Annotated in this window: 23 protein-coding genes and 1 tRNA gene; 19 read left to right on the top strand and 5 right to left on the bottom strand. The window is 60.8% G+C overall.

All coding sequences use genetic code 11. The annotated features are described in order from the left end of the window. Positions 1 to 5 precede the first annotated feature (5 nt). From gspG to CFA77_RS11505, 10 genes are all read left to right on the top strand, one after another. The gene (gspG, locus tag CFA77_RS11550) at positions 6 to 464 is read left to right on the top strand and encodes a type II secretion system major pseudopilin GspG (RefSeq protein ID WP_206990825.1); all 459 of its coding nucleotides are present in this window, start codon (positions 6 to 8) and stop codon (positions 462 to 464) included. Next, positions 464 to 937, top strand: coding sequence for a type II secretion system protein J (locus CFA77_RS11545; protein ID WP_206990824.1), 474 nt, complete (start codon positions 464 to 466; stop codon positions 935 to 937). The genes gspG and CFA77_RS11545 overlap by 1 nt, the downstream gene beginning before the upstream one ends. A 1-nt stretch (position 938) precedes the next feature. After that, positions 939 to 1,316: a type II secretion system minor pseudopilin GspI gene (gene gspI, locus CFA77_RS11540; RefSeq protein WP_206990823.1), complete on the top strand. Its 378-nt coding sequence runs from the start codon at positions 939 to 941 to the stop codon at positions 1,314 to 1,316. Continuing rightward, a complete protein-coding gene (gene gspJ, locus CFA77_RS11535) occupies positions 1,313 to 1,909 on the top strand; it encodes a type II secretion system minor pseudopilin GspJ (protein ID WP_206990822.1) in 597 nt (198 codons plus the stop codon). Before gspI ends, gspJ begins: the two co-directional genes overlap by 4 nt. Then, positions 1,906 to 2,892 (top strand): type II secretion system minor pseudopilin GspK, encoded by a 987-nt coding sequence (gspK, locus tag CFA77_RS11530; RefSeq protein ID WP_206990821.1) that lies wholly within the window; start codon positions 1,906 to 1,908, stop codon positions 2,890 to 2,892. The genes gspJ and gspK overlap by 4 nt, the downstream gene beginning before the upstream one ends. Continuing rightward, a complete protein-coding gene (gspL, locus tag CFA77_RS11525; protein ID WP_206990820.1) occupies positions 2,892 to 3,998 on the top strand; it encodes a type II secretion system protein GspL in 1,107 nt (368 codons plus the stop codon). Before gspK ends, gspL begins: the two co-directional genes overlap by 1 nt. Next, complete coding sequence (gspM, locus tag CFA77_RS11520; protein WP_206990819.1) at positions 3,995 to 4,471, top strand: type II secretion system protein GspM; 477 nt, start codon at positions 3,995 to 3,997, stop codon at positions 4,469 to 4,471. Before gspL ends, gspM begins: the two co-directional genes overlap by 4 nt. Next, positions 4,468 to 5,214: a type II secretion system protein N gene (gene gspN, locus CFA77_RS11515; RefSeq protein ID WP_206990818.1), complete on the top strand. Its 747-nt coding sequence runs from the start codon at positions 4,468 to 4,470 to the stop codon at positions 5,212 to 5,214. Before gspM ends, gspN begins: the two co-directional genes overlap by 4 nt. Continuing rightward, a complete protein-coding gene (locus tag CFA77_RS11510) occupies positions 5,211 to 5,681 on the top strand; it encodes a hypothetical protein (protein WP_206990817.1) in 471 nt (156 codons plus the stop codon). Before gspN ends, CFA77_RS11510 begins: the two co-directional genes overlap by 4 nt. A 127-nt stretch (positions 5,682 to 5,808) precedes the next feature. Continuing rightward, a complete protein-coding gene (locus tag CFA77_RS11505) occupies positions 5,809 to 6,603 on the top strand; it encodes a CAP domain-containing protein (RefSeq protein ID WP_206990816.1) in 795 nt (264 codons plus the stop codon). A 60-nt stretch (positions 6,604 to 6,663) separates the two neighbouring features. Here CFA77_RS11505 and CFA77_RS11500 read toward each other — a convergent pair. Then, a tRNA-Gly gene (locus CFA77_RS11500) sits at positions 6,664 to 6,737 on the bottom strand. Between the two features lie 69 nt (positions 6,738 to 6,806). Then, positions 6,807 to 8,342, bottom strand: coding sequence for an alpha-N-arabinofuranosidase (locus tag CFA77_RS11495; RefSeq protein ID WP_206990815.1), 1,536 nt, complete (start codon positions 8,340 to 8,342; stop codon positions 6,807 to 6,809). Between the two features lie 136 nt (positions 8,343 to 8,478). Here CFA77_RS11495 and crcB point away from each other — a divergent pair, with 136 nt between their 5' ends. Genes crcB through CFA77_RS11480 form a run of 3 tightly spaced genes read left to right on the top strand, consistent with a single transcriptional unit; the run spans position 8,479 to position 10,588 of the window. Continuing rightward, positions 8,479 to 8,862, top strand: coding sequence for a fluoride efflux transporter CrcB (crcB, locus tag CFA77_RS11490; protein WP_206990814.1), 384 nt, complete (start codon positions 8,479 to 8,481; stop codon positions 8,860 to 8,862). Further along, a complete protein-coding gene (locus CFA77_RS11485) occupies positions 8,859 to 9,905 on the top strand; it encodes an RluA family pseudouridine synthase (protein WP_206990813.1) in 1,047 nt (348 codons plus the stop codon). The genes crcB and CFA77_RS11485 overlap by 4 nt, the downstream gene beginning before the upstream one ends. Further along, the gene (locus CFA77_RS11480; protein WP_206990812.1) at positions 9,905 to 10,588 is read left to right on the top strand and encodes an HAD-IA family hydrolase; all 684 of its coding nucleotides are present in this window, start codon (positions 9,905 to 9,907) and stop codon (positions 10,586 to 10,588) included. The genes CFA77_RS11485 and CFA77_RS11480 overlap by 1 nt, the downstream gene beginning before the upstream one ends. 44 nt (positions 10,589 to 10,632) lie before the next feature. On the opposite strand, the gene CFA77_RS11475 is transcribed toward CFA77_RS11480, so the two are convergent. Then, on the bottom strand, positions 10,633 to 11,511 hold the full coding sequence (locus CFA77_RS11475; RefSeq protein WP_206990811.1) for a hypothetical protein: 879 nt from the start codon (positions 11,509 to 11,511) through the stop codon (positions 10,633 to 10,635). 169 nt (positions 11,512 to 11,680) lie between these two features. Between CFA77_RS11475 and CFA77_RS11470 the strand changes: the two genes are divergently transcribed. The 5 genes from CFA77_RS11470 to CFA77_RS11450 all read left to right on the top strand — a co-directional run bounded on the left by CFA77_RS11470 (position 11,681) and on the right by CFA77_RS11450 (position 15,591). Beyond that, a complete protein-coding gene (locus tag CFA77_RS11470; RefSeq protein ID WP_206990810.1) occupies positions 11,681 to 11,917 on the top strand; it encodes an HAD family hydrolase in 237 nt (78 codons plus the stop codon). 101 nt (positions 11,918 to 12,018) lie between these two features. Then, a complete protein-coding gene (locus tag CFA77_RS11465) occupies positions 12,019 to 12,456 on the top strand; it encodes a hypothetical protein (protein ID WP_206990809.1) in 438 nt (145 codons plus the stop codon). 74 nt (positions 12,457 to 12,530) lie between these two features. Continuing rightward, positions 12,531 to 13,259, top strand: a complete 729-nt coding sequence (locus CFA77_RS11460; protein WP_206990808.1) for an ATP12 family chaperone protein — start codon at positions 12,531 to 12,533, stop codon at positions 13,257 to 13,259. A 112-nt stretch (positions 13,260 to 13,371) separates the two neighbouring features. Next, positions 13,372 to 13,887: a hypothetical protein gene (locus tag CFA77_RS11455; RefSeq protein ID WP_206990807.1), complete on the top strand. Its 516-nt coding sequence runs from the start codon at positions 13,372 to 13,374 to the stop codon at positions 13,885 to 13,887. 171 nt (positions 13,888 to 14,058) lie between these two features. Next, positions 14,059 to 15,591: an acyl-CoA carboxylase subunit beta gene (locus tag CFA77_RS11450; RefSeq protein ID WP_034811521.1), complete on the top strand. Its 1,533-nt coding sequence runs from the start codon at positions 14,059 to 14,061 to the stop codon at positions 15,589 to 15,591. A gap of 48 nt (positions 15,592 to 15,639) precedes the next feature. Here CFA77_RS11450 and CFA77_RS11445 read toward each other — a convergent pair whose 3' ends face one another. Next, positions 15,640 to 16,890, bottom strand: a complete 1,251-nt coding sequence (locus tag CFA77_RS11445) for a hypothetical protein (protein ID WP_206990806.1) — start codon at positions 16,888 to 16,890, stop codon at positions 15,640 to 15,642. A gap of 306 nt (positions 16,891 to 17,196) precedes the next feature. Between CFA77_RS11445 and CFA77_RS11440 the strand changes: the two genes are divergently transcribed. Next, positions 17,197 to 17,607, top strand: a complete 411-nt coding sequence (locus CFA77_RS11440) for a VOC family protein (protein ID WP_206990805.1) — start codon at positions 17,197 to 17,199, stop codon at positions 17,605 to 17,607. A 72-nt stretch (positions 17,608 to 17,679) separates the two neighbouring features. On the opposite strand, the gene CFA77_RS17205 is transcribed toward CFA77_RS11440, so the two are convergent. After that, a complete protein-coding gene (locus CFA77_RS17205; RefSeq protein WP_255341991.1) occupies positions 17,680 to 17,808 on the bottom strand; it encodes a hypothetical protein in 129 nt (42 codons plus the stop codon). Positions 17,809 to 18,103 lie beyond the last annotated feature (295 nt).

Raw genomic sequence — 18,103 nt, 5'->3', positions numbered from 1 at the left:
CAGTCATGCACTTAGTCACGCCCCGCACCCCTCAGGAAAAGCGCCGCAAGACGGCGGGCTTCTCGCTCGTGGAACTCATGGTGGTGGTTTTCATCATGGGCCTGCTCGCCACGCTGATCGTCGTGAATGTCGCCCCGGCGACCGACCAGTCCCGCATCGGCAAGGCGCATTCCGACATTGCGGCGCTCGAAAGCGCGCTCGATATGTATAATCTCGACATGTACGGATACCCTTCCGCAGATCAGGGCCTGGCGGCGCTGAGCACGGCGCCCACCGGTGCACAGGCCGCGCAGTACCGCCCCGGCGGCTATATCAAACGCATGCGGACTGATCCCTGGGGCAATGAATACGAGTACGCTTTCCCTGGCACACGGTCGGGCAGCGCCTATGACGTCTTCTCCACTGGTCCGGATGGACAAGCCGGAACGGACGACGATATCGGGAACTGGGATCCCGCAAGCTGATGACGCCAATCCTGTCCTCTCAATCCGGCATGTCTTTGGTTGAGGTTCTGGTTGCGCTCTTCATTCTGGCGCTGGCCAGCGCCGCAATCGTCATGACGCTGCCCCGCCAGCCGTCCCGTCTTGACCGGGAAGTGGCGCGGCTGGAGCTGGCCATTGACCGTCTGGCAGACGAGGCCATCGCCTCGGGCGAGGTGCGCGCCATCCGCCTGGGGGAAGATGAATATGCGGCCGAAGCCTGGCGTGACAGTCGCTGGGTCGCGCTGCCGCGATCGGCGCACACATTGCCATCCCCTCTGGCGATCTCTGTCTCAACATCGCGCCGGGGGCTTCAGGAGAGTGATCCGAAGGATTGGCCGCACATCGTGGCCGACGCGACCGGCATCGTGTCAGCGCAGCCGCTGACCCTGATCGAGGGCACGGACCGGCGTGTCCTGACCGTGTCTTCGTCCGGCATGGTCGAGGTGGAGCGCTGACATGACGTCTCCGCGTTCACAGCAAGGCTTCACGCTGGTCGAAGTGCTGGTTGCGCTCGGCGTGTTCAGTATTGCTGCCATGTCGCTGGCGCATCTCGGGAACGAAACCCTTGTTGGCGCGCGCCATGTGGACCAGCGTTTCCTTGCCACTGTCGAAGCGGACAATCTGATGGCCGAGGCGCTCGTTCGCCCCGGAGCCATTCCGCCGGGTGTGAACACCGGGGAAAGTACGCAGCGCGGGCGCAGGCTGACCTGGATGCGCACGATCAGCGCCACCGGACGGGAAGGCCTGTTTTCGGTGTCTGTCACGATAGGCGATGCTGAAACGGGCCAGCAACTCGTGAACCGCCAGACCCTGATGCGGGTGCCGACATCATGAGCAAGTCGGCCGGGTTCACCTTGATCGAAATGTTGGTGGCGCTCGCCGTGACCTCGCTGCTCATGGTGGCGGGATCGACCCTGTTGATCCAGACCTTGCGGTCCGGTCAGATGGTGGAGGCCCGCACAGAGATGGTTCGCGATCAGGATACGGCCCATAGCCTGCTGCGGGATGACCTCGCCAATGCGACCCTGCGCCTGACCCAACCGCCCAATGGGCTCGATGCTCCCAAGGCCTTCAGCGGCGGATTCTCCACACTGGAGCCCTTGCTGGCCTTCACCCGGGCTGGCTGGATCAATCCCGGTAAGGTCGAGCCACGGGGCGACCTGCAACGGGTGGAATACTTCCTGACCGACGGAAGCCTTGTTCGCCGCGCCTGGCTGCGCCCTGATCCGGTCTACAACACGCCCTATGCAGATCGCGTGATTGCCGAAGACCTCGACAGCGTCGGTCTGCGCTTTCTGACCGGCACCAGTTGGCAACTGGACTGGCCGGGCCAATCAGACACGCTACCGGATCTGGTCGAGCTGACTTTCGTGTTCGGAGAAGGCGATGAGTTGCGCCAGCTTTTCCTTGTTGGGGGCGCAGGATGAAACGCTCGCACCGTTCCGATCATGAGCGCGGCGCGACCCTGCTCAGCGTCTTGCTCATCATCGTCCTGATGTCGACAGCGGCGCTCGCGGCGACCGATGCGCTGGCGCGATCCGTCAGCGTTTCGCGAGTGTCAGCCAGCCGGGCCGACAGCTTCTGGGCAACACGCGGGGCCTTGTCTGTGGGTGAGGCATTTGTGAACGAGGCCCTGGCAAAGACAGACGGAGCCTTGACGCCAGACTCCCTGTTGTTCCGTGAGCCGATTGTATTTGCGTATTCGCGTGGGACAATTTCCGTCCGGTTTTACGAGGCCACGAATTGCCTGAATCTGAATGCGCTTTCGCTGGGGGACGGTGAAGCCTCCGCCGGGAGCGTGTCCCCCGACCAACTCCACCGCATGCTTGAGGGCGCAGGCCTGTTCAACAGCGAGGCGCAGCATCTGGTGGATTCGCTGTCCGACTGGATGGACGCGGATACCAGTCCCCGCGCCTCCGGCGCCGAAGATGGCGCGTATGGAGGCCGGGCAATCCCTCATCGGACGCCGGGACAGCGGCTCGTCTCTATCAGCGACCTGCGCGCGATCGACGGCTTCACTCCGGATGTAATGAACGAGATTTCGAACCTGGTCTGCGTCCGTTCAAGGTCGGATGATGCACCGCTAAACATCAATACGCTGACAGCGGCTCAGGCGCCACTGCTGGCAGCGCGCTTCTCCGACGAGTTGTCCACAAGCGAAGCCGAACAACTGATCCTGTCGCGCCCGGAAGGGGGGTGGCTGAATGTTGGAGAATTCCTCCTGTCGCGGGATGTGGCCAGTATCGCGCCGGAATTGCGCCGGGATAGCGCGCTGTCGATACGCTCCGATCAGATTGGGGCTGCCATTTCGATTGCCTCCGACACGGGCACCATTCGCATCGATGCGACCTATGGGCGTGGCACCGATGGCATTTATGTCCTACAGGGCTCAAACAGGAGATCTGGCTGATGCGCCCGAGACTTTACACGGAAATCCCGAGGGACGGCGAAAACTGGCGGTTCGTGCGGAGCGGTCCGTCCGGGCTGGAGCCCGTACCGGAGAGCGCTGGCATTCCATCTGGTGCGGATGTCGTCGTCTTCGTTCCCGGCACCGAAGTGACAGCGCACCGGGTGCGTGCGGCGGCCCGGCGGCCGGTAGAACTGACGCGCCTTGCGACGTTTGCGATCGAGGATGATCTCGCCGTGCCGGTTGAGTCCGTTCACGTCGCCGTGTCTGCGGATCAGGACGATGCGGGGTTCCGGATAGTCTATGCCGTGTCCCACACAGTCATGCAGCATTGGTTGGCCCAGCTTGAGGCGGCCGGCCTCGGATCGGCCCGGATTGTGCCGGATCTGTCCCTGTTGCCGCCAACCGAACAGGTCGATTTCGGTCGCTATCAAATGCTGACCGTCGAGGGACGTCCCGTTGCGTTCGACAATGACTGGCCGAGTGATGTCATGTCGGCGCTCCTCAAGGGCACGGAGGCAAACGCCGCTCCCCGTCGCGCAGAGTCCCTGACCGAACTGGCGCTCTGGGCCGAGGTGGCGCCGCGCCTGACCGATCTCCGGCAGGGCACATATGCCCGCGCCTCTGAAACCGGCATCTCCCTGAAACAGTTTCGCTTGCCCGCGGCGCTTGCGGCCACCCTGTTTGTGGCATGGGGCGTGCAGACGGCGCTGTCGGTGCATACGATGAAGAATTTGACGACGGCGCTGGATGCGGAATCCCGCGCGCAATATGCCGCCGCTTTCCCGGGCCAGCAAGTGCCGTCCAATCCTGCCGCCGCCTTGCGCTCGCGCACCGGGTCAGCGACCAGCGTCGCCGCGCCCAGCTTCCAGCAGACCAGTGCGGCGCTATACGGAGCGGTGGAGAGTGTCAGCGGAGCGAATTTGGTCAGCTTGCGCTATGACCGCGCCATCGGTGAGCTCCGCGCCACGCTGACATATCCGGCCTTTGGAGCTGACCTAGATCTGAAGACGGCGGTTGAGGCCACCGGCCTGCAGGTCAGTTTGGGGGATACGCGCCTTGAGGATGGACGGGTTGTGGGCGATCTGTCGATTGGAGGCCGGTCATGATGGGATACTGGAACAGCCGCACCGGACGAGAGCGGGGATTGATCGGCGTGGCACTCCTGCTCGTGATTGTCGCGCTCCTGCAATTCGCGATCGTGCGGCCCCTGATGGCTGCAAAGGCGGACTCGAAATTGGCTCTGGAAGCCGCCAGTCGGCAGCTCGACGTGGTCTCGGCGGAGCTCACCTCACAAACGACGCGCGTGGCCGGTGCCACTGCCGCCCGCGCCTCCAGTCAGAACTTACGTTCGGATCTGTTGCAGCTTGCCAATGCGAGAGGCCTGTCCGTGTCGCGGTTGCAGACCGCAGATGACGGCCGACTGATCCTGCAGTTTGAGCGGACGGTGCCGACTCTGGTCTATGCCTGGCTGGCCGATGCGGATATGCGCTATGGCGCCGTGCCTGAACGCGTGACCATGTTCGCCGAGGAGGCTGGCTATGTGCGGGCAAGTTTTGAGTTTGCGGGAGGCGGGTCATGATGCGGACAGGATTTCTCTTTGTCGCGCTCTTCGTCATCACGCTGATTGGCGGTCTGGTCGCTTTCGCGCCCCTGTCCTTTGCCTTGCGCCAGTCCGGTATCGCGGATCGTGGCGTCAGCTGGCAGCAGGCGCGTGGGTCGGTTTGGCATGGTCAGGTCACCGGCCTGTCATGGCGCGGCACGCCGCTCGGTGCGGTCAATCTCGATTCCGATGTTTTGCGTTTCGTGACAGGCGGCCCGTCGCATGACGTGTCGTGGAGCGGGCCGTTTGGCCAGGGGCGGGGCAGGATCAAGGCATCCGGATCGTCTGTTGTGGCGGAAGAAGTGTCCTTGAATATTCCGCTAACGGAACAGGTCGGCGCCGATCCTGTTATTGCGCAGCTCGGCAGTAGCCTCCGACTCTCGAACGGCTCTGTGAAATTGTCTGGCGACCGGTGCGAGGCGGCGGCGGGGAGTGTGACGAGCGATGTGGCCCGCCTTGCCGCAGCATCGTTTGGCCGGGACTGGCCCGTCCTCAGCGGTCCACTGACCTGCACGGACACCCGGTTGACTGCGCAATTGTCTGGGGATGCGGGGGACGGCACACGCATTGTCCTCAAGGCTGTTGCACAGGATGGGTTTGAATTGGAACTGACCAATTTTGATGATGAATTGCGCGCTGCCTTGCTGGCTGCGGGATTTACAGACCGGAATGGTGCGCTGGTCTACACGCGGTCCATGAACAGAATGGAGACAAGGCCATGAGGCAGGTAATTGCGATTGTCGCGGGGGCGCTGCTGCTGGCGGCATGTGCGAGCGGCGACAAGAAGCGGCCCGTTCCGCCGGCGCCGGAGGTTCCCGAGGCAGGCAATCTACCAGCGCAGGATCTTGCAGATGGCGAGTGCGCGCTGTTCCTGTGGACCCAGGGCGCGCCGCGACGCTTCATCTACTTCTCCAAGGCAGGTAGTCAGACGGCCGAAACCATGCTGTCGGAAACCCAGCAGACCATGGCTCTGGTCCGCCAGGGCGGGACCTTGTTCGGACAATTCATGACCGAAATGGATTACACGACCATCGAGGGCGAGACGATGTCCCTGCGAATCACGCCCGGCGAGATGGTGGAGGGCGGGCAAAAAATCTCAGCTGGCCGCATCAAGCTACTGAATGATGGAGGTTGGGAGACCGTGATTCCTGTGGCGGGTTTGCGGGCGTGCCAGCCGGATTCTGAGTGATTGCAGGGCCTTCCGGCAAGACACCTCCGAGTAGCATACAGATAAGATACGCAAACGTGTCATTACTTGACGCAAATCTGTCACACACTGTATTGTGACACTTATGTTACAGAAGCAATACAGATATATGTCAATCTCCGCTCTGGCGCTTGCGGCGCTGGGACTGACTGCGAATGCCCAACAGGCTTGTGACCTGTCGGATGGTCTCGGCCTGCAGCCTGCTGCATTCCAGACTGAAACCGAAGCCTGTTTTGAGGGCCTCAATGGCGTCACGCCGGATACGTTCATGCAAGGCCAGCTTGGTCAGTTCGCGGCCGCTGACCGCAGCGATGCGGGCAAGGCGAGCCTGAAAAACCTTGCAACGCTGAACGAAGCTGCACGTATCCATGCCTATGACATGGCGGTTCGGGGCTATGTGGCCCACGAGGACATGGAAGGACGCAGTCATCTCGACCGGGTCCGCCTGCTGGACCGCACCCACCTCATGGGGGCATTCGGCGCCAACATGGCCATTGTGGATGACTCGGCTACGCCTGAAGAAGCCTATCGTGCCCTGATGGCAGACCCCGCCAACAAGGCCAATCTCAAGCGCGGCGAGTTCGACCATACCGGTGTGGCGGCTGTGCGCGCCAATGGCCGGATCTATTTGGTCCAGCTGTTCTCCCGTGTTGAAGGGACGCTGCAGGCCCCGATGCCGACCCAGATGAACGGCAAGACTGACCTCAAGGCCGTCTTCGCGGAATCCCGCGCTGAGCCACTTGGCTGGTCGGTTGTCTCCACGTCCGGCAATGTGCTCGCCAAGGGCATCGGCGATAGCGTCCCGGCCAGCGAGTTGAAGGGCCAGTCAGGCTATCTGACCATCGACATGGCGCTCGGCAAGGACCGCTACACGCTCAAAGGCCCCGCGGTCTCACTGTTCTAAGCTGCGCACTCTCTCCAGATACGAAGAAAGCCGGTCCCTTCAGGGGCCGGCTTTCTTCATTGGAGCGGGTGAAGGGAATCGAACCCTCGTCGTCAGCTTGGGAAGCTGCTGCTCTACCATTGAGCTACACCCGCGACCGTCCATGTATCTGAGCCGGAAATGGCCGCCGCGCAAGAGGGCGCAGCGGCGATTTCAACCGGGCCCTAGTCGAGTGTCACCACCACGACGGAGCGCGCCGGAATGGAGAGGACGAGATCGTCCGCAGTGCCGTCCACGATATAGGGGGCCGGCTGCACCCGGTCCGGCGCGTCGAACGTGTTGTGGGAATCCATCTCCTCTCCCTGCAGGATGCGGCCGGTGGCCTTGCTGGCGCCGAAAGCGCTCGCATCGACCAGATGGTCGTCATGGGCAGACGCATTCACCAGGGCCAGCACGATGCGGCCGTCCTCCGTCCGCGCGGCGCTGGCGCTGATGGCCGGAACCGTAACATCCCCAAACACATAGTCCGGTGACTGAAGATTCATTTCAAGCGCTTCGGCGCCCATGAAGGGCTGGTACATGTCGAACACATGATAGGTGGGCGTCAGCACCATGTCCGGCCCGTCGGTCAGGATCATCGCCTGCAGGACATTCACCATCTGGGCAATGTTCGTCATCTTCACGACGTCGGCATGCGCATGGAACAGGTTGAGGTTCAGACCGGCGACGATGGCGTCACGAATGCTGCCCTGCTGGTAAAGCGCGGGCGGATCGGTCGCCTCATCCTGGTCCACCCACATGCCCCATTCGTCCACATAGAGACCAAAGGTCTCGGCGGGCAGGTCATGTTTCTCAAGGATGGCCTTCTGCTCCTCGATCACGTCCGCCATGCGCAGGGTACGCTTCATCGTCGAGGCCCATTCCGCCTCCGGGAAGCCGGTCGCGGCGCCCTTCTTGCCCCAGTTGCCGGTGGGCAGGGTGTAGACATGCAGCGAAATGCCTTCGGCCAGATCGGCGATATAGGGATGCTCCAGGATTGTGTCGGCATATTCCGGGTTTGCGTCATGCGCGCCGGAGATGATGCGCACCGGCTGGTCGCCGGCCGTCTTCGCAAAGCTCGCAAATTGCGCGTAGAGATCGGCATAAGCGCCCGCCGTGATGGCCCCGCCGCAGCCCCAGGTCTCGTTTCCGATGGACAGATAGTCGACTGTCCAGGGCGTATCGCGGCCGTTCGCGCGGCGCTCTTCGGCGCGGTCGCCCGTTTCGGCCGTGATATATTCCAGCCAGTCAGCGCCTTCCTTGGCCGTTCCCGTGCCGAGGTTCAGATTGAGATAGGTCTTGGCGCCCAGCCGTTCGGCGAAATTGAAGAATTCATGCGTGCCGAATTCATTGCTTTCCGGCGTGCCGCCCCAGACCATGTTGACCCGTGCCGGGCGGTCAGCCTGAGGGCCAATGCCATCGCGCCAATGATAGAGATCGGCGAAGCAGCCGCCTGGCCAGCGCACGACCGGCACGTCCAGCGCCTTCAGGGCGTCGAAGACATCATCGCGAATGCCATCGGTATTGGGGATGTCACTGTCGGGGCCTACCCAGATCCCGCCATAGGGCTGGGTGCCGACATGTTCGAGGAACTGGCCGTAGATTTCCGGCGCGATTGTGTGGGTCGGGGCGTCGAGATCCACATCAAGTGTGGCCTGGGCGGCGGCTGATCCCATGCAGAACAAAAGGCCGGCAAGGCTCGCGGCGATACGGTTTTTCATGATTGGCTCCCTACGATATTCTTTATTTTAGCGCTAACATTCGGCGGGTCCGGGGTCCTTAGTCAAGCTGCAATCGTTTCCGCGCCAGAGTCATGCGGCACTGGCTAAGCGGGCCGGTTGAAGCTAGAAGGCCGCCATGAACGGATTTCTCGCAGTTGCAGCAGGCGGCGCCATTGGCGCGTCGCTCCGGCATGGGGTCGGCCTGATGGCCGTGCGCCACCTGCCGGCTGGCTGGCCGCATGGCACATTTGCCGTCAATCTGCTGGGCAGCCTGCTGATGGGCCTCTTGGTCGGTTGGCTGGCGCTCAAGGCCGAAGGGCTGCACCAGACGACCCGGCTGTTCCTGGCGACGGGTGTGCTCGGCGGCTTCACCACCTTCTCGGCATTCTCGCTGGAAGTGGCGGAATTCCTGCGCAAGGGCGAAACCCTGAAGGCAGGCACCTATGCGGGGCTCTCATTGGTACTGGGCGTGATCGCGCTGTTCATAGGACTTTGGATTGCCCGGAAGGTATTCGCATGAGCGGCCAGATTGTCACTGAAACGGTTTCCGACAAGGAATCCGGCACCCGGCTTGATCGCTGGGTCAAGCGCCGCGTGCCGGTCACGCAGGGCCAGATCGAGAAGATGCTCCGCACGGGGCAGATCCGCGTCGATGGCTCGCGGGCCAAGGCCAATACGCGCCTTGAGACCGGCCAGCAGGTGCGCCTGCCGATCATGGATGCCGACGCAACCCGTCCGGCCCAGAAAAAGGCCGAGCGCGTCTCCGAGGAAGACCGCCAATTCATCCGCGACCTCATCCTGTATGAAGACGACGAGATGATTGCCATCAACAAGCCCGCTGGCATCGCCGTGCAGGGCGGATCGGGGCAGGGCCGCCATATTGATGGCATGCTGGCCGCGCTCGGCGATGGCGAGCATCGCCCGGTCCTCGTCCACCGGCTCGACAAGGATACGAGCGGCGTACTGCTGCTCGCCAAATACCCCAAGGCCGCCGCGCAGCTGTCGGAGAAGTTCCGCAGCCGCGACATGAGCAAGGTCTATTGGGCCATCACCGTCGGCGTGCCGAACCCGCCCTTTGGCCAGATCCGTTGCTGGATGGTGAAGGGGATCGAAGACGAGAACGAGGAAGACGGCTACCGCGTCATCCATCCGAAGGCCCGTGGCCGCCGCGACGCGGACCGCGAGCGCATGTTCCGCTCGGCGCAGGGCGTTGAGGGCGCGCGTCATTCGATCACGGATTATGCGGTGATCTCCACGGCTGGCCAGAAGGCCGCCTGGGTCGCGCTGAAGCCGGAGACCGGCCGCATGCACCAGCTGCGCTTCCACATGCTGGAAATGAACACATCCATCCTCGGCGACTTCAAATACCAGAGCCGCCGGGAAGTGCCGCAGGGCCTCGCGCCCGGCATGCACCTTCATGCGCGCGCGCTCATCATTCCGCGCCAGAACGGCAAGCCGATCAAGATCGTCGCGCCGCTGCCGCCCCACATGAAACAGACATTTGAATCCCTCGGCTTCCTCGAACAGGAGGCGGGCAAGGACCCGCTGGCACCGTTTATCTGATGTCGGGATTGAAGCTTGCCATATGGGACGTAGACGGAACACTCGTCGACAGTCGTGAGTCGATCCATGAAATCATGGTGGAGACCTTCCGGATGTCTGCCCTGACGCCGCCGGAATATGATGCGACGCGCCGGATTGTCGGGCTCAGCCTGCACGAGGCCTGCGGCCAACTCGCGCCGGAGGCCAATGCCGCCGAAATCGACCGGCTGGTCAATGATTACCGGGACTGCTGGGTTCGCGCCCGCGCCCGGCCGGACTTCACTCAGCCGCTCTATGACGGCGCACTGGAAACGCTGGAAATGCTCCGCTCCGAAGGCTGGCTGATCGCCATGGCGACCGGCAAGACCCATAAGGGCATCCGCAGCCTGTTCGATGCGCACGCCATCGAGTCTTTCTTCGATACGGTCTGGTGCGCCGATGACGGCCCCGGCAAGCCGCATCCGCACATGGTGGAACAGGCAATGGGCGCACTCGGCTGCGCGCCGCATGAAAGCCTGATGATCGGCGATGCCATCCACGACATTTCCATGGGCCGCGCGGCAGGCGTCTACACGCACGGCGTTAGCTGGGGCTTCGGCGCCGCCCACGAACTCGAAGAAGTCGGCGCCCACGAAATCCACCATGAGTTCGACACGCTCCGCAAAAGCCTGCTGGCGTTTGAGCCAGAAGTCTCACAAAACTAGGAACCTGTCCGGTGCATAACCGCGTTTAGCCGTGAGATCGTATATCAATCCTCTGATCCAGAATCTAATGAACGAAATGGTGGATAATTGACACTGTCTACGGTCCCCCAATCACCCGTGTGGAAACCAAATTCACACGCAGTTCGGATAGCCCATTCATACTCAGCGTCGATCCCAAAATGGCCCATGTTGCCTGCGTATGCACGACACGCATCTTCGTATCCGTATTCACAACCCTGCTTCCACAGCGGCAATGCGAGTTTATGCCCACCCTCATCTAGGGCTTCCTGCATGATGTAAACGCCGAGAAGGTGGCACCCGCTTCCGATCTTGTTGTCGCAAAGCTCCTGCGCAGCGTACTTTTCTTTCTCAATATCTGGTGAAGGTTGCATGGAGACGGATAAATCGAAGTAACCGCCACACCCGGTTACGAAGCCCAGCTCACAGGAGCGGTAAAAGCTATCCATAACCTTTTCTAGATCGGCTTTCTGAAGCCCTTCCGGATTCCAGTGAACCTCGACCGCCAGACTTGCGGCATGATTCAAGCAACCGTACCCTGATCCTAGTTCGCAGGATTTCTGGATCATCATTGCCCCCCGTTCTGGATCGAGGCGATCCTGTTTGAAGCTACCGATTTGCTGCATATCCTCTGACAGGAATCCGTCGCCTTGAAGGGCCCGGCCCAGCATCCAGCATCCGTCGGGATCGTCCACTTCACAAGCGGCTTTGAACAATTTGTATGTTGAATCAGCGTCGGACATATCAGCGGACGCACGCCAACTTTGAACCTTTTTCTCTATGCAAGCCGTGGCCTCTTCGGCGGTACCATTGCAGGCAGGTGCGGAAACAATTGTGTCAGAACGTTGCTGGCAGGCGACAAAGACCAGCGCAAAAACGGCCAGCAGCATTCGCCAGCTAAACATTTTGTGAATCCCCCGAGAACTGTTCCGATACCCTATTTGACTGCATGGCGGATGTCTATTTTCGGCGAATAGCTGCCAAGGAGGGCTTGTGTCCGGCTGTCCATCTTTGAACTTAGATTAGCCAGTACCTCTGCTTGCGCGACCTATACGTAGGTTCCAGCTTTCGCACATGGTGGAACAGGCTATGGGCGCGCTGGGCTGCGCGCCACATGAACGCCTCATGATCGGCGATGCCATCCACGACATTTCCATGGGCCGCGCGGCAGGCGTCTACACGCACGGCGTTAGCTGGGGCTTCGGCGCCGCCCACGAACTCGAAGAAGTCGGCGCCCACGAAATCCACCATGAGCTCGACACGCTCCGCAAAAGCCTGCTGGCGTTTGATCCGACGCCATCAACCCTGTAGGGAGTGTTGATCTCTTGAAGGTTGCGGTTTAGCGTTCTCGCATGGAACGAACGCGACCTCCTGAATTCGGGTTGAACGGTGCTGTGCTGAACAGTCCGTCCATGACAGATGACATGCGGACGCAATACAATCGTGCGGCGACCGGTAAGGTTACGTGGCAAAGTGCCTGGCTGCCTTGGGGGCTGGTGTTTGCGGTGTTCGTGGCCCTGTCAACGCGGCTGGATGGGGCGCGTTGGTTGGTGTTGCTTCCCGGATTGGCAATAGTCTCGCTCGTGGCTCTCAAGCTTCGTGGCGTATCACGGGAAGTCCAACGAAGATGGTCACAACGAGGTTGGATTGTCGGTCTTTGGGGCTTTTGCAACGCGAACTGGCTTTTGTATTACGAGGTGCCTGTCTGGTCGCTAGTGGTGCCTAATGGCTTGGTCCTTGCCTCGATTTTCCGAAACGTTGGTTCGCGCAGCCGGATGGAGCAGGGCATATGGATCGGTATCATGCTCGCATGCTTTCTTGTCTTACCATCGCTTGCTGAGCGTTTTTGAATCACAATCGGCCAATCGATCCTGCAGCACTTCCCCTCTTGGAAACCCGCCCTCATGGGCGTACATGCCCGGCCATGACTGACGAGACCGAGACCCAAGAGACCCCAAAGCCGAAACGCTTCTACGAGAGTGCCAAGCCGGAGCAGATCCCCGGCGGCTGGACCGTGGAACTGGATGGCCGCTCCATCAAGACGCCTGCGCGCGTCGCCCTGAAGCTGCCGACCGAAAAGCTGGCCAAGGCGGTTGCCGCTGAATGGAATGCGCAGGACGCAGAGATCGACCTGATGTCGATGCACCTCACGCGGCTTGCCAATGTTGCGATCGATCGTGTGCCGGAGACCCGTTACGAGATGGCGGATGAACTGGCCCGCTATTGCGAGACCGATCTGGTCTGCCACATCGCCGAGGAGCCTGAGGAACTGGCCGAGCTGGAAGAGGCCCATTGGGCCCCACTGCGCGCCTGGGCCGGGCAGGCGCTGGACGTGATCCTCGTGCCGGTCGAAGGCATCATTGCCTCGCCCCAGCCGGATGCTTCGCTGGAAGCGGCGCGGACCTATGCGCTCGGTCTTGATGACTTTGCCCTGACAGGCCTTCTGTTCGGATGCGGCCTTTACGGGTCTGCTGTGCTGGCCATGGCCGTGGTTGAAGGCGAACTGACGGCGACCGACGCGTTCGAGGTCGCCCGCATTGACGAGGCCTGGCAGGCTCAGCACTGGGGCGAGGATGATGAAGCCAAGGCCGCCACGGCGCTGCGCCGGATCGAGGCCAAGGCGCTGGAAACCTGGCTCGTCGGCCTCGGCTGATCGCCCTGCGCAACAGCGCGCACCCGCAGTTGAACGAAGATGAACCGCAGCGAAACCTGCGATGAACGCCGCGCTCAGGCCGTGTTCCTGTGGCGCGTGGTCTGCTCGGCACATGATGAAGAAAATCATGAATGTCCGAGTGGCTGCCGTTGCCCTTGCTGCGTCCGCCCTCATCGCCGCCCCCGCAATGGCCGACCCGGCCCGGGGCAGCATCGCCCAACTTGAGACCCGGCTTGGCGCGACAGGCCTGTCGATCCAAATCGGCCACAATGCCCCGACGGGCCGTCATGGCCGGTATCGCGCCAATCAATGGGGCCAGTCGCTCCGGCAGGAACGCCAGCTGCGTCGCAACGCCGTTCAGGCCTGCCGCGCCGCGATCAGTCGCACGGCATGGCGCGCCGGCTTCCACGATGTCGATTTCGATGATGACCGCCGAATCCAGCAGATCGGCCCGAACGGCTTCCGCATCCGCTTTGATGATGTGGAATTCGAGAACCGCCGCCGCGAGCGGGAACGCGACGTCACCTGTCTCGTTCGGCGGGGACAGGTCGCCCGGCTCGACGGTATTCCGCAAACGGGTCAGGCGCGCAATCGCGGCCAGAACGGCCACAGCCGCTACGGCTACTGACGCAACGGCACCCCTGGCGGCGGGCCGACCAGAATGATCGCCCTGCCGCGGCGCCCCGGACCAGACATCCGGGGCGTTTGCGTTTTCAAGGGCCTAACGCCGCACTTGCCTTTGTTGCGCTGCCGTATAATCACGGGGGAGCAAACAGAAACAGAAGGCCGGGAGAGCCCCATGAAGGACGTGATCGAAGCGCTGGAAGCCAAACGCGAAGAGGCCCGTCAGGGCGGTGGCGCTGCAAGAATCGAACGCCAGCACGCCAAAGGCAAGCTCAGCGCGCGGGAGCGTATCGAAGTGCTGCTGGATGAAGGCAGCTTCGAAGAATACGACATGTTCGTTGAGCATCAGTGCTCCGATTTCGGCATGGATGAGCAGAAGATCCCCGGCGACGGCGTTGTCACCGGCCAGGGCACCATCAATGGCCGCCTCGTCTATGTCTTCTCGAAAGACTTCACCGTCTTCGGCGGCTCCCTGTCGAAAACCCATGCCGCCAAGATTGTGAAGGTCCAGAAGGCCGCCGTGATGAATGGCGCGCCAGTGGTCGGCATCTTCGATGCGGGTGGCGCGCGCATCCAGGAAGGCGTCGACAGCCTTGCCGGCTATGCCGACATCTTCATGGAAAACGTCCTCTCGTCCGGCGTGATCCCCCAAATCTCCGTCATCATGGGCCCGTGCGCCGGCGGCGACGTCTATTCGCCTGCGTTGACCGACTTCATCTTCATGGTGAAGGACACGTCCTACATGTACGTCACCGGCCCGGACGTGGTGAAGACCGTGACGAACGAGGAAGTCACCCACGAATCCCTCGGCGGGGCATCCGTCCATGCGGCCAAGTCCGGCGTGGTCGATGGCGCGTTCGAGAACGACATCGAGGCGCTGGTCCAGATGCGCCGCCTGATCGACTTCCTGCCCGGATCAAACCGCGAAGACCCGCCGGTCCGCACGGTTTATGATTCCGCCGAGCGCGTGGAAGACAGCCTCGACACGCTGATCCCGCCCAACCCGAACTCGCCCTACGACATGCGCGAGCTGATCGAGAAAGTGGCCGATGAAGGCGACTTCTTCGAGATCAGCCCGAAATTCGGCGCCAACATCCTTTGCGGTTTCGGCCGCATTGAGGGCTCCACGGTCGGCTTTGTCGCCAACCAGCCAATGACGCTGGCTGGCGTTCTGGACATTGACGCCTCCCGCAAGGCGTCGCGCTTTGTCCGCTTCTGCGACTGTTTCAACATTCCGGTCGTCACCTTCGTGGACGTGCCGGGCTTCATGCCGGGCACCAAGCAGGAATATGGCGGCCTCATCAAGCATGGCGCCAAGCTGCTATTCGCCTATGCCGAGGCCACCGTGCCCAAGGTCACTGTCATCACCCGCAAGGCCTATGGCGGCGCCTATGACGTGATGAGCTCCAAGCATCTGCGCGGCGATGTGAACTATGCTTGGCCGACGGCCGAGATCGCCGTGATGGGCGCCAAGGGCGCGGTCGAGATCATCTTCCGCAAGGATCTTGGCGACGAGGAAAAGATCGCCGCGCACACCAAGATGTATGAGGACAATTTCGCAAACCCCTATGTTGCCGCGCGCAAGGGCTATATCGACGACATCATCATGCCGCACTCAACCCGCCGCCGCATCGCCAAATCCCTCCGGGCCCTGGCCAACAAGCAGCTGGAAAACCCCTGGAAAAAGCACGATAATATTCCGCTTTAGATCGGGCTGCTGTTCGGGGGATCAATGTGGAAGAGTCGAGAGTTCTTCTTATTCGATTTCGGGATATTCATCGGCGTGATTGTTCTGTACTTGGACATTGTCCGCTTGGAAGTATCCCGCCTCGGCGCCAATTCGCTGCGCGAGAGCGAGGTTTTCCTCTGTCCACAGAGAAGTATCCATATAAATGAAGTCTTCCGAACTTCCTTCAACACCAAGTGCGTCTAGGCCGAAGCCAATAATAACGGTAAATTCTGGATAAGCAGCTTTTGCCGCATGGCACCTAAGTTGCAGCTCCTGCAGCCGTTCTACTCGGTAGGCATTGTATTGATTTGTTGGTGCTCCTTGCCCGATCAGTAATACGTATAAAACGCCGTCTTGCTCCGAGGGAAGCAGAGACGCGACTCGCTCATTTCTGGCTCTAGCGGCCCGCTCAAGGATGTTCTCGGAGAGTATTCGTCGTCGAAATCGACTCTCGGAAGCCATCGTGCGTACGAGCAACTCATAGTCTTCCATTTCGACTTCGTTTCCATACTCAAGTGCCTCGTCTAGATATGCATCAATAGCGACTTCGAGTAACGTGTCCCAAATACGATGTTGAAGGTTCAGTGCCCGGCCCGCTAGAAAGGCGGCATTGGCTTCAACTCTTGCCCATAAACCTCTCTCGAGTTCAAATTCGTCATTACCTTCGACGAAAGTTCGATCGTTCCAAAGGTAGTAAGCCAGAAGGTCTGCTTCCGATCCCGCCGCTTTGAATTTTCCTCCAGCGTAGAGGTCTCGCTTCGCATCCAAGTAGTTTACAAAATCTCTGATAGTATCGAGTTCGCTTGTTAATAACCTCAGAGAGTTTTCGTCCAAAACATGCAGATGGCCATGAGCACGACTCACCGTGCCAATTTGCAGCGGTATTTCTGCATCAGTGGCCGTTAAATTTATGCCTAAATACGGTTGCCCCGTAGCCTCTTGGCAGCGTGCAGAGGCGCCTGTTGCTACGCAGATTAGATGCACGTTCATATTTTCGCGCGACGGCAAGGAGACTGGCACACGTTCGGTGGCCTTTGCGTCGAGGAAGACTTGATCTGGTCTTTCTGTTATCCAGCGCCGAGCCTGCGCAGCTTGCTGGGCAGACTTCGAGATTGCGCGTTTGTACCACCTATTCCAGTTCAAACACTCGTCTTCGGACCTCGGATATGTGCACGACTTGTCGGAAAAGAGGAGAACATTGTTTCGGAAAATGATCATCAAATCGATCAACTCCTTACCAGGCTCTTTAAACAGGTTCGGATAAGTCCAGAGCTTCAAATACGAACGATCGCATAATTCAGCGAGAACTCGTTCAGATTCTGTAAGCCCTTCTGATCTTTGAAATCTCATTTAATTGGTGATCGTCCATTCTTCGCAATTGAAACATGCCGTAGTTTAGAGCGCCCGGGGCATCAACCATGCACACTCTCTTGAGTGTACACTTTCTAGGTAAACACACTCCTATTGCTGCTTCTTATGATGTTGATGCCTGAGCGATGTGGTTAAGCTTGCCCTTGACCTCAACCAAACTTGAGCAATTACAAGACAGGCCGATCACGAACTCCGTGCATGAAAGGCCCGTCCATGATCCTCAACCAGATTACCATACCCTGCCTCGATTACTCCGCCAGCGTTGCTTTTTATGAGGCGCTGGGCATGGTGCAGATTGTGGAGGCTCCGCCGCGCTATGCCCGATTCGAGAGCCCAGATGGCAGCGGCGCGACCCTGTCGCTCCATACGGTCAGCCCGCCGGTCGGCGCGTCTGCGGGCTCCGGCACGGTGATCTATTTCGACCATCCCTCCGCCGATGCACTGGATGCGCATGTCGAAGCGTTGAAAGCGCAGGGGCTTGTCTTTGACAGTCCACCGACTGACGAATCCTGGGGCTGGCGCGAGGCACGGCTGCGCGACCCGGCGGGCAATGAAGTCTGCCTGATGTTCACCGGAAGGGCTCGCCGCTTCCCGGACTGGCGCGTGGATGGTCGCGCTAGCTGAGCCGTTTGAGCGCACGCGGCCAGGCGTGAGGATACGCCCGGCCGTCGCGCATTCAGATCTGCGGCGAAGGCGTCAGCGCTTCTTCTTCTCGACGCCCAGCATGGAGTCAGCTTTAAGCGTCGGGTTCGACGCATTGGTCTTGGGCTTTTCCGCTTTCGGTTTGCGGATTTCCTTGTTCGACTTCTTCTGACCTTTGGCCATGAGGGTCTCCTTTGGCTTGCGCCATTTGGTGCGGCGCAGGAAACCGGGCGCCGGCGATCCGGGCAGAAACAGTCATTGCAGAGGGACTTGCCGGACAGGTGCGCCCGGAATGGCGCAGCGGCATGGGAGTCAGATAGGCGCGCATTGCAGCGAATGTAAGGCGTGTCCACGCGGCGGGGTTTCGCGCCTCCGGCTGAGCCGCGTCGACCCGCCCGCGCTGATGCTTCGACTTCGCTCAGCATGAGCGCTATAGGGTGGGCGATGCCTGATGGACTCATCCTGAGCGAAGTCGAAG

It is taken from the genome of Hyphomonas sp. KY3 (assembly GCF_017309975.1).
Classification (GTDB): domain Bacteria; phylum Pseudomonadota; class Alphaproteobacteria; order Caulobacterales; family Hyphomonadaceae; genus Hyphomonas.
The sequence above is the reverse complement of the archived record's forward strand: the minus strand, read 5'-3'. Positions and strand labels throughout refer to the sequence as shown.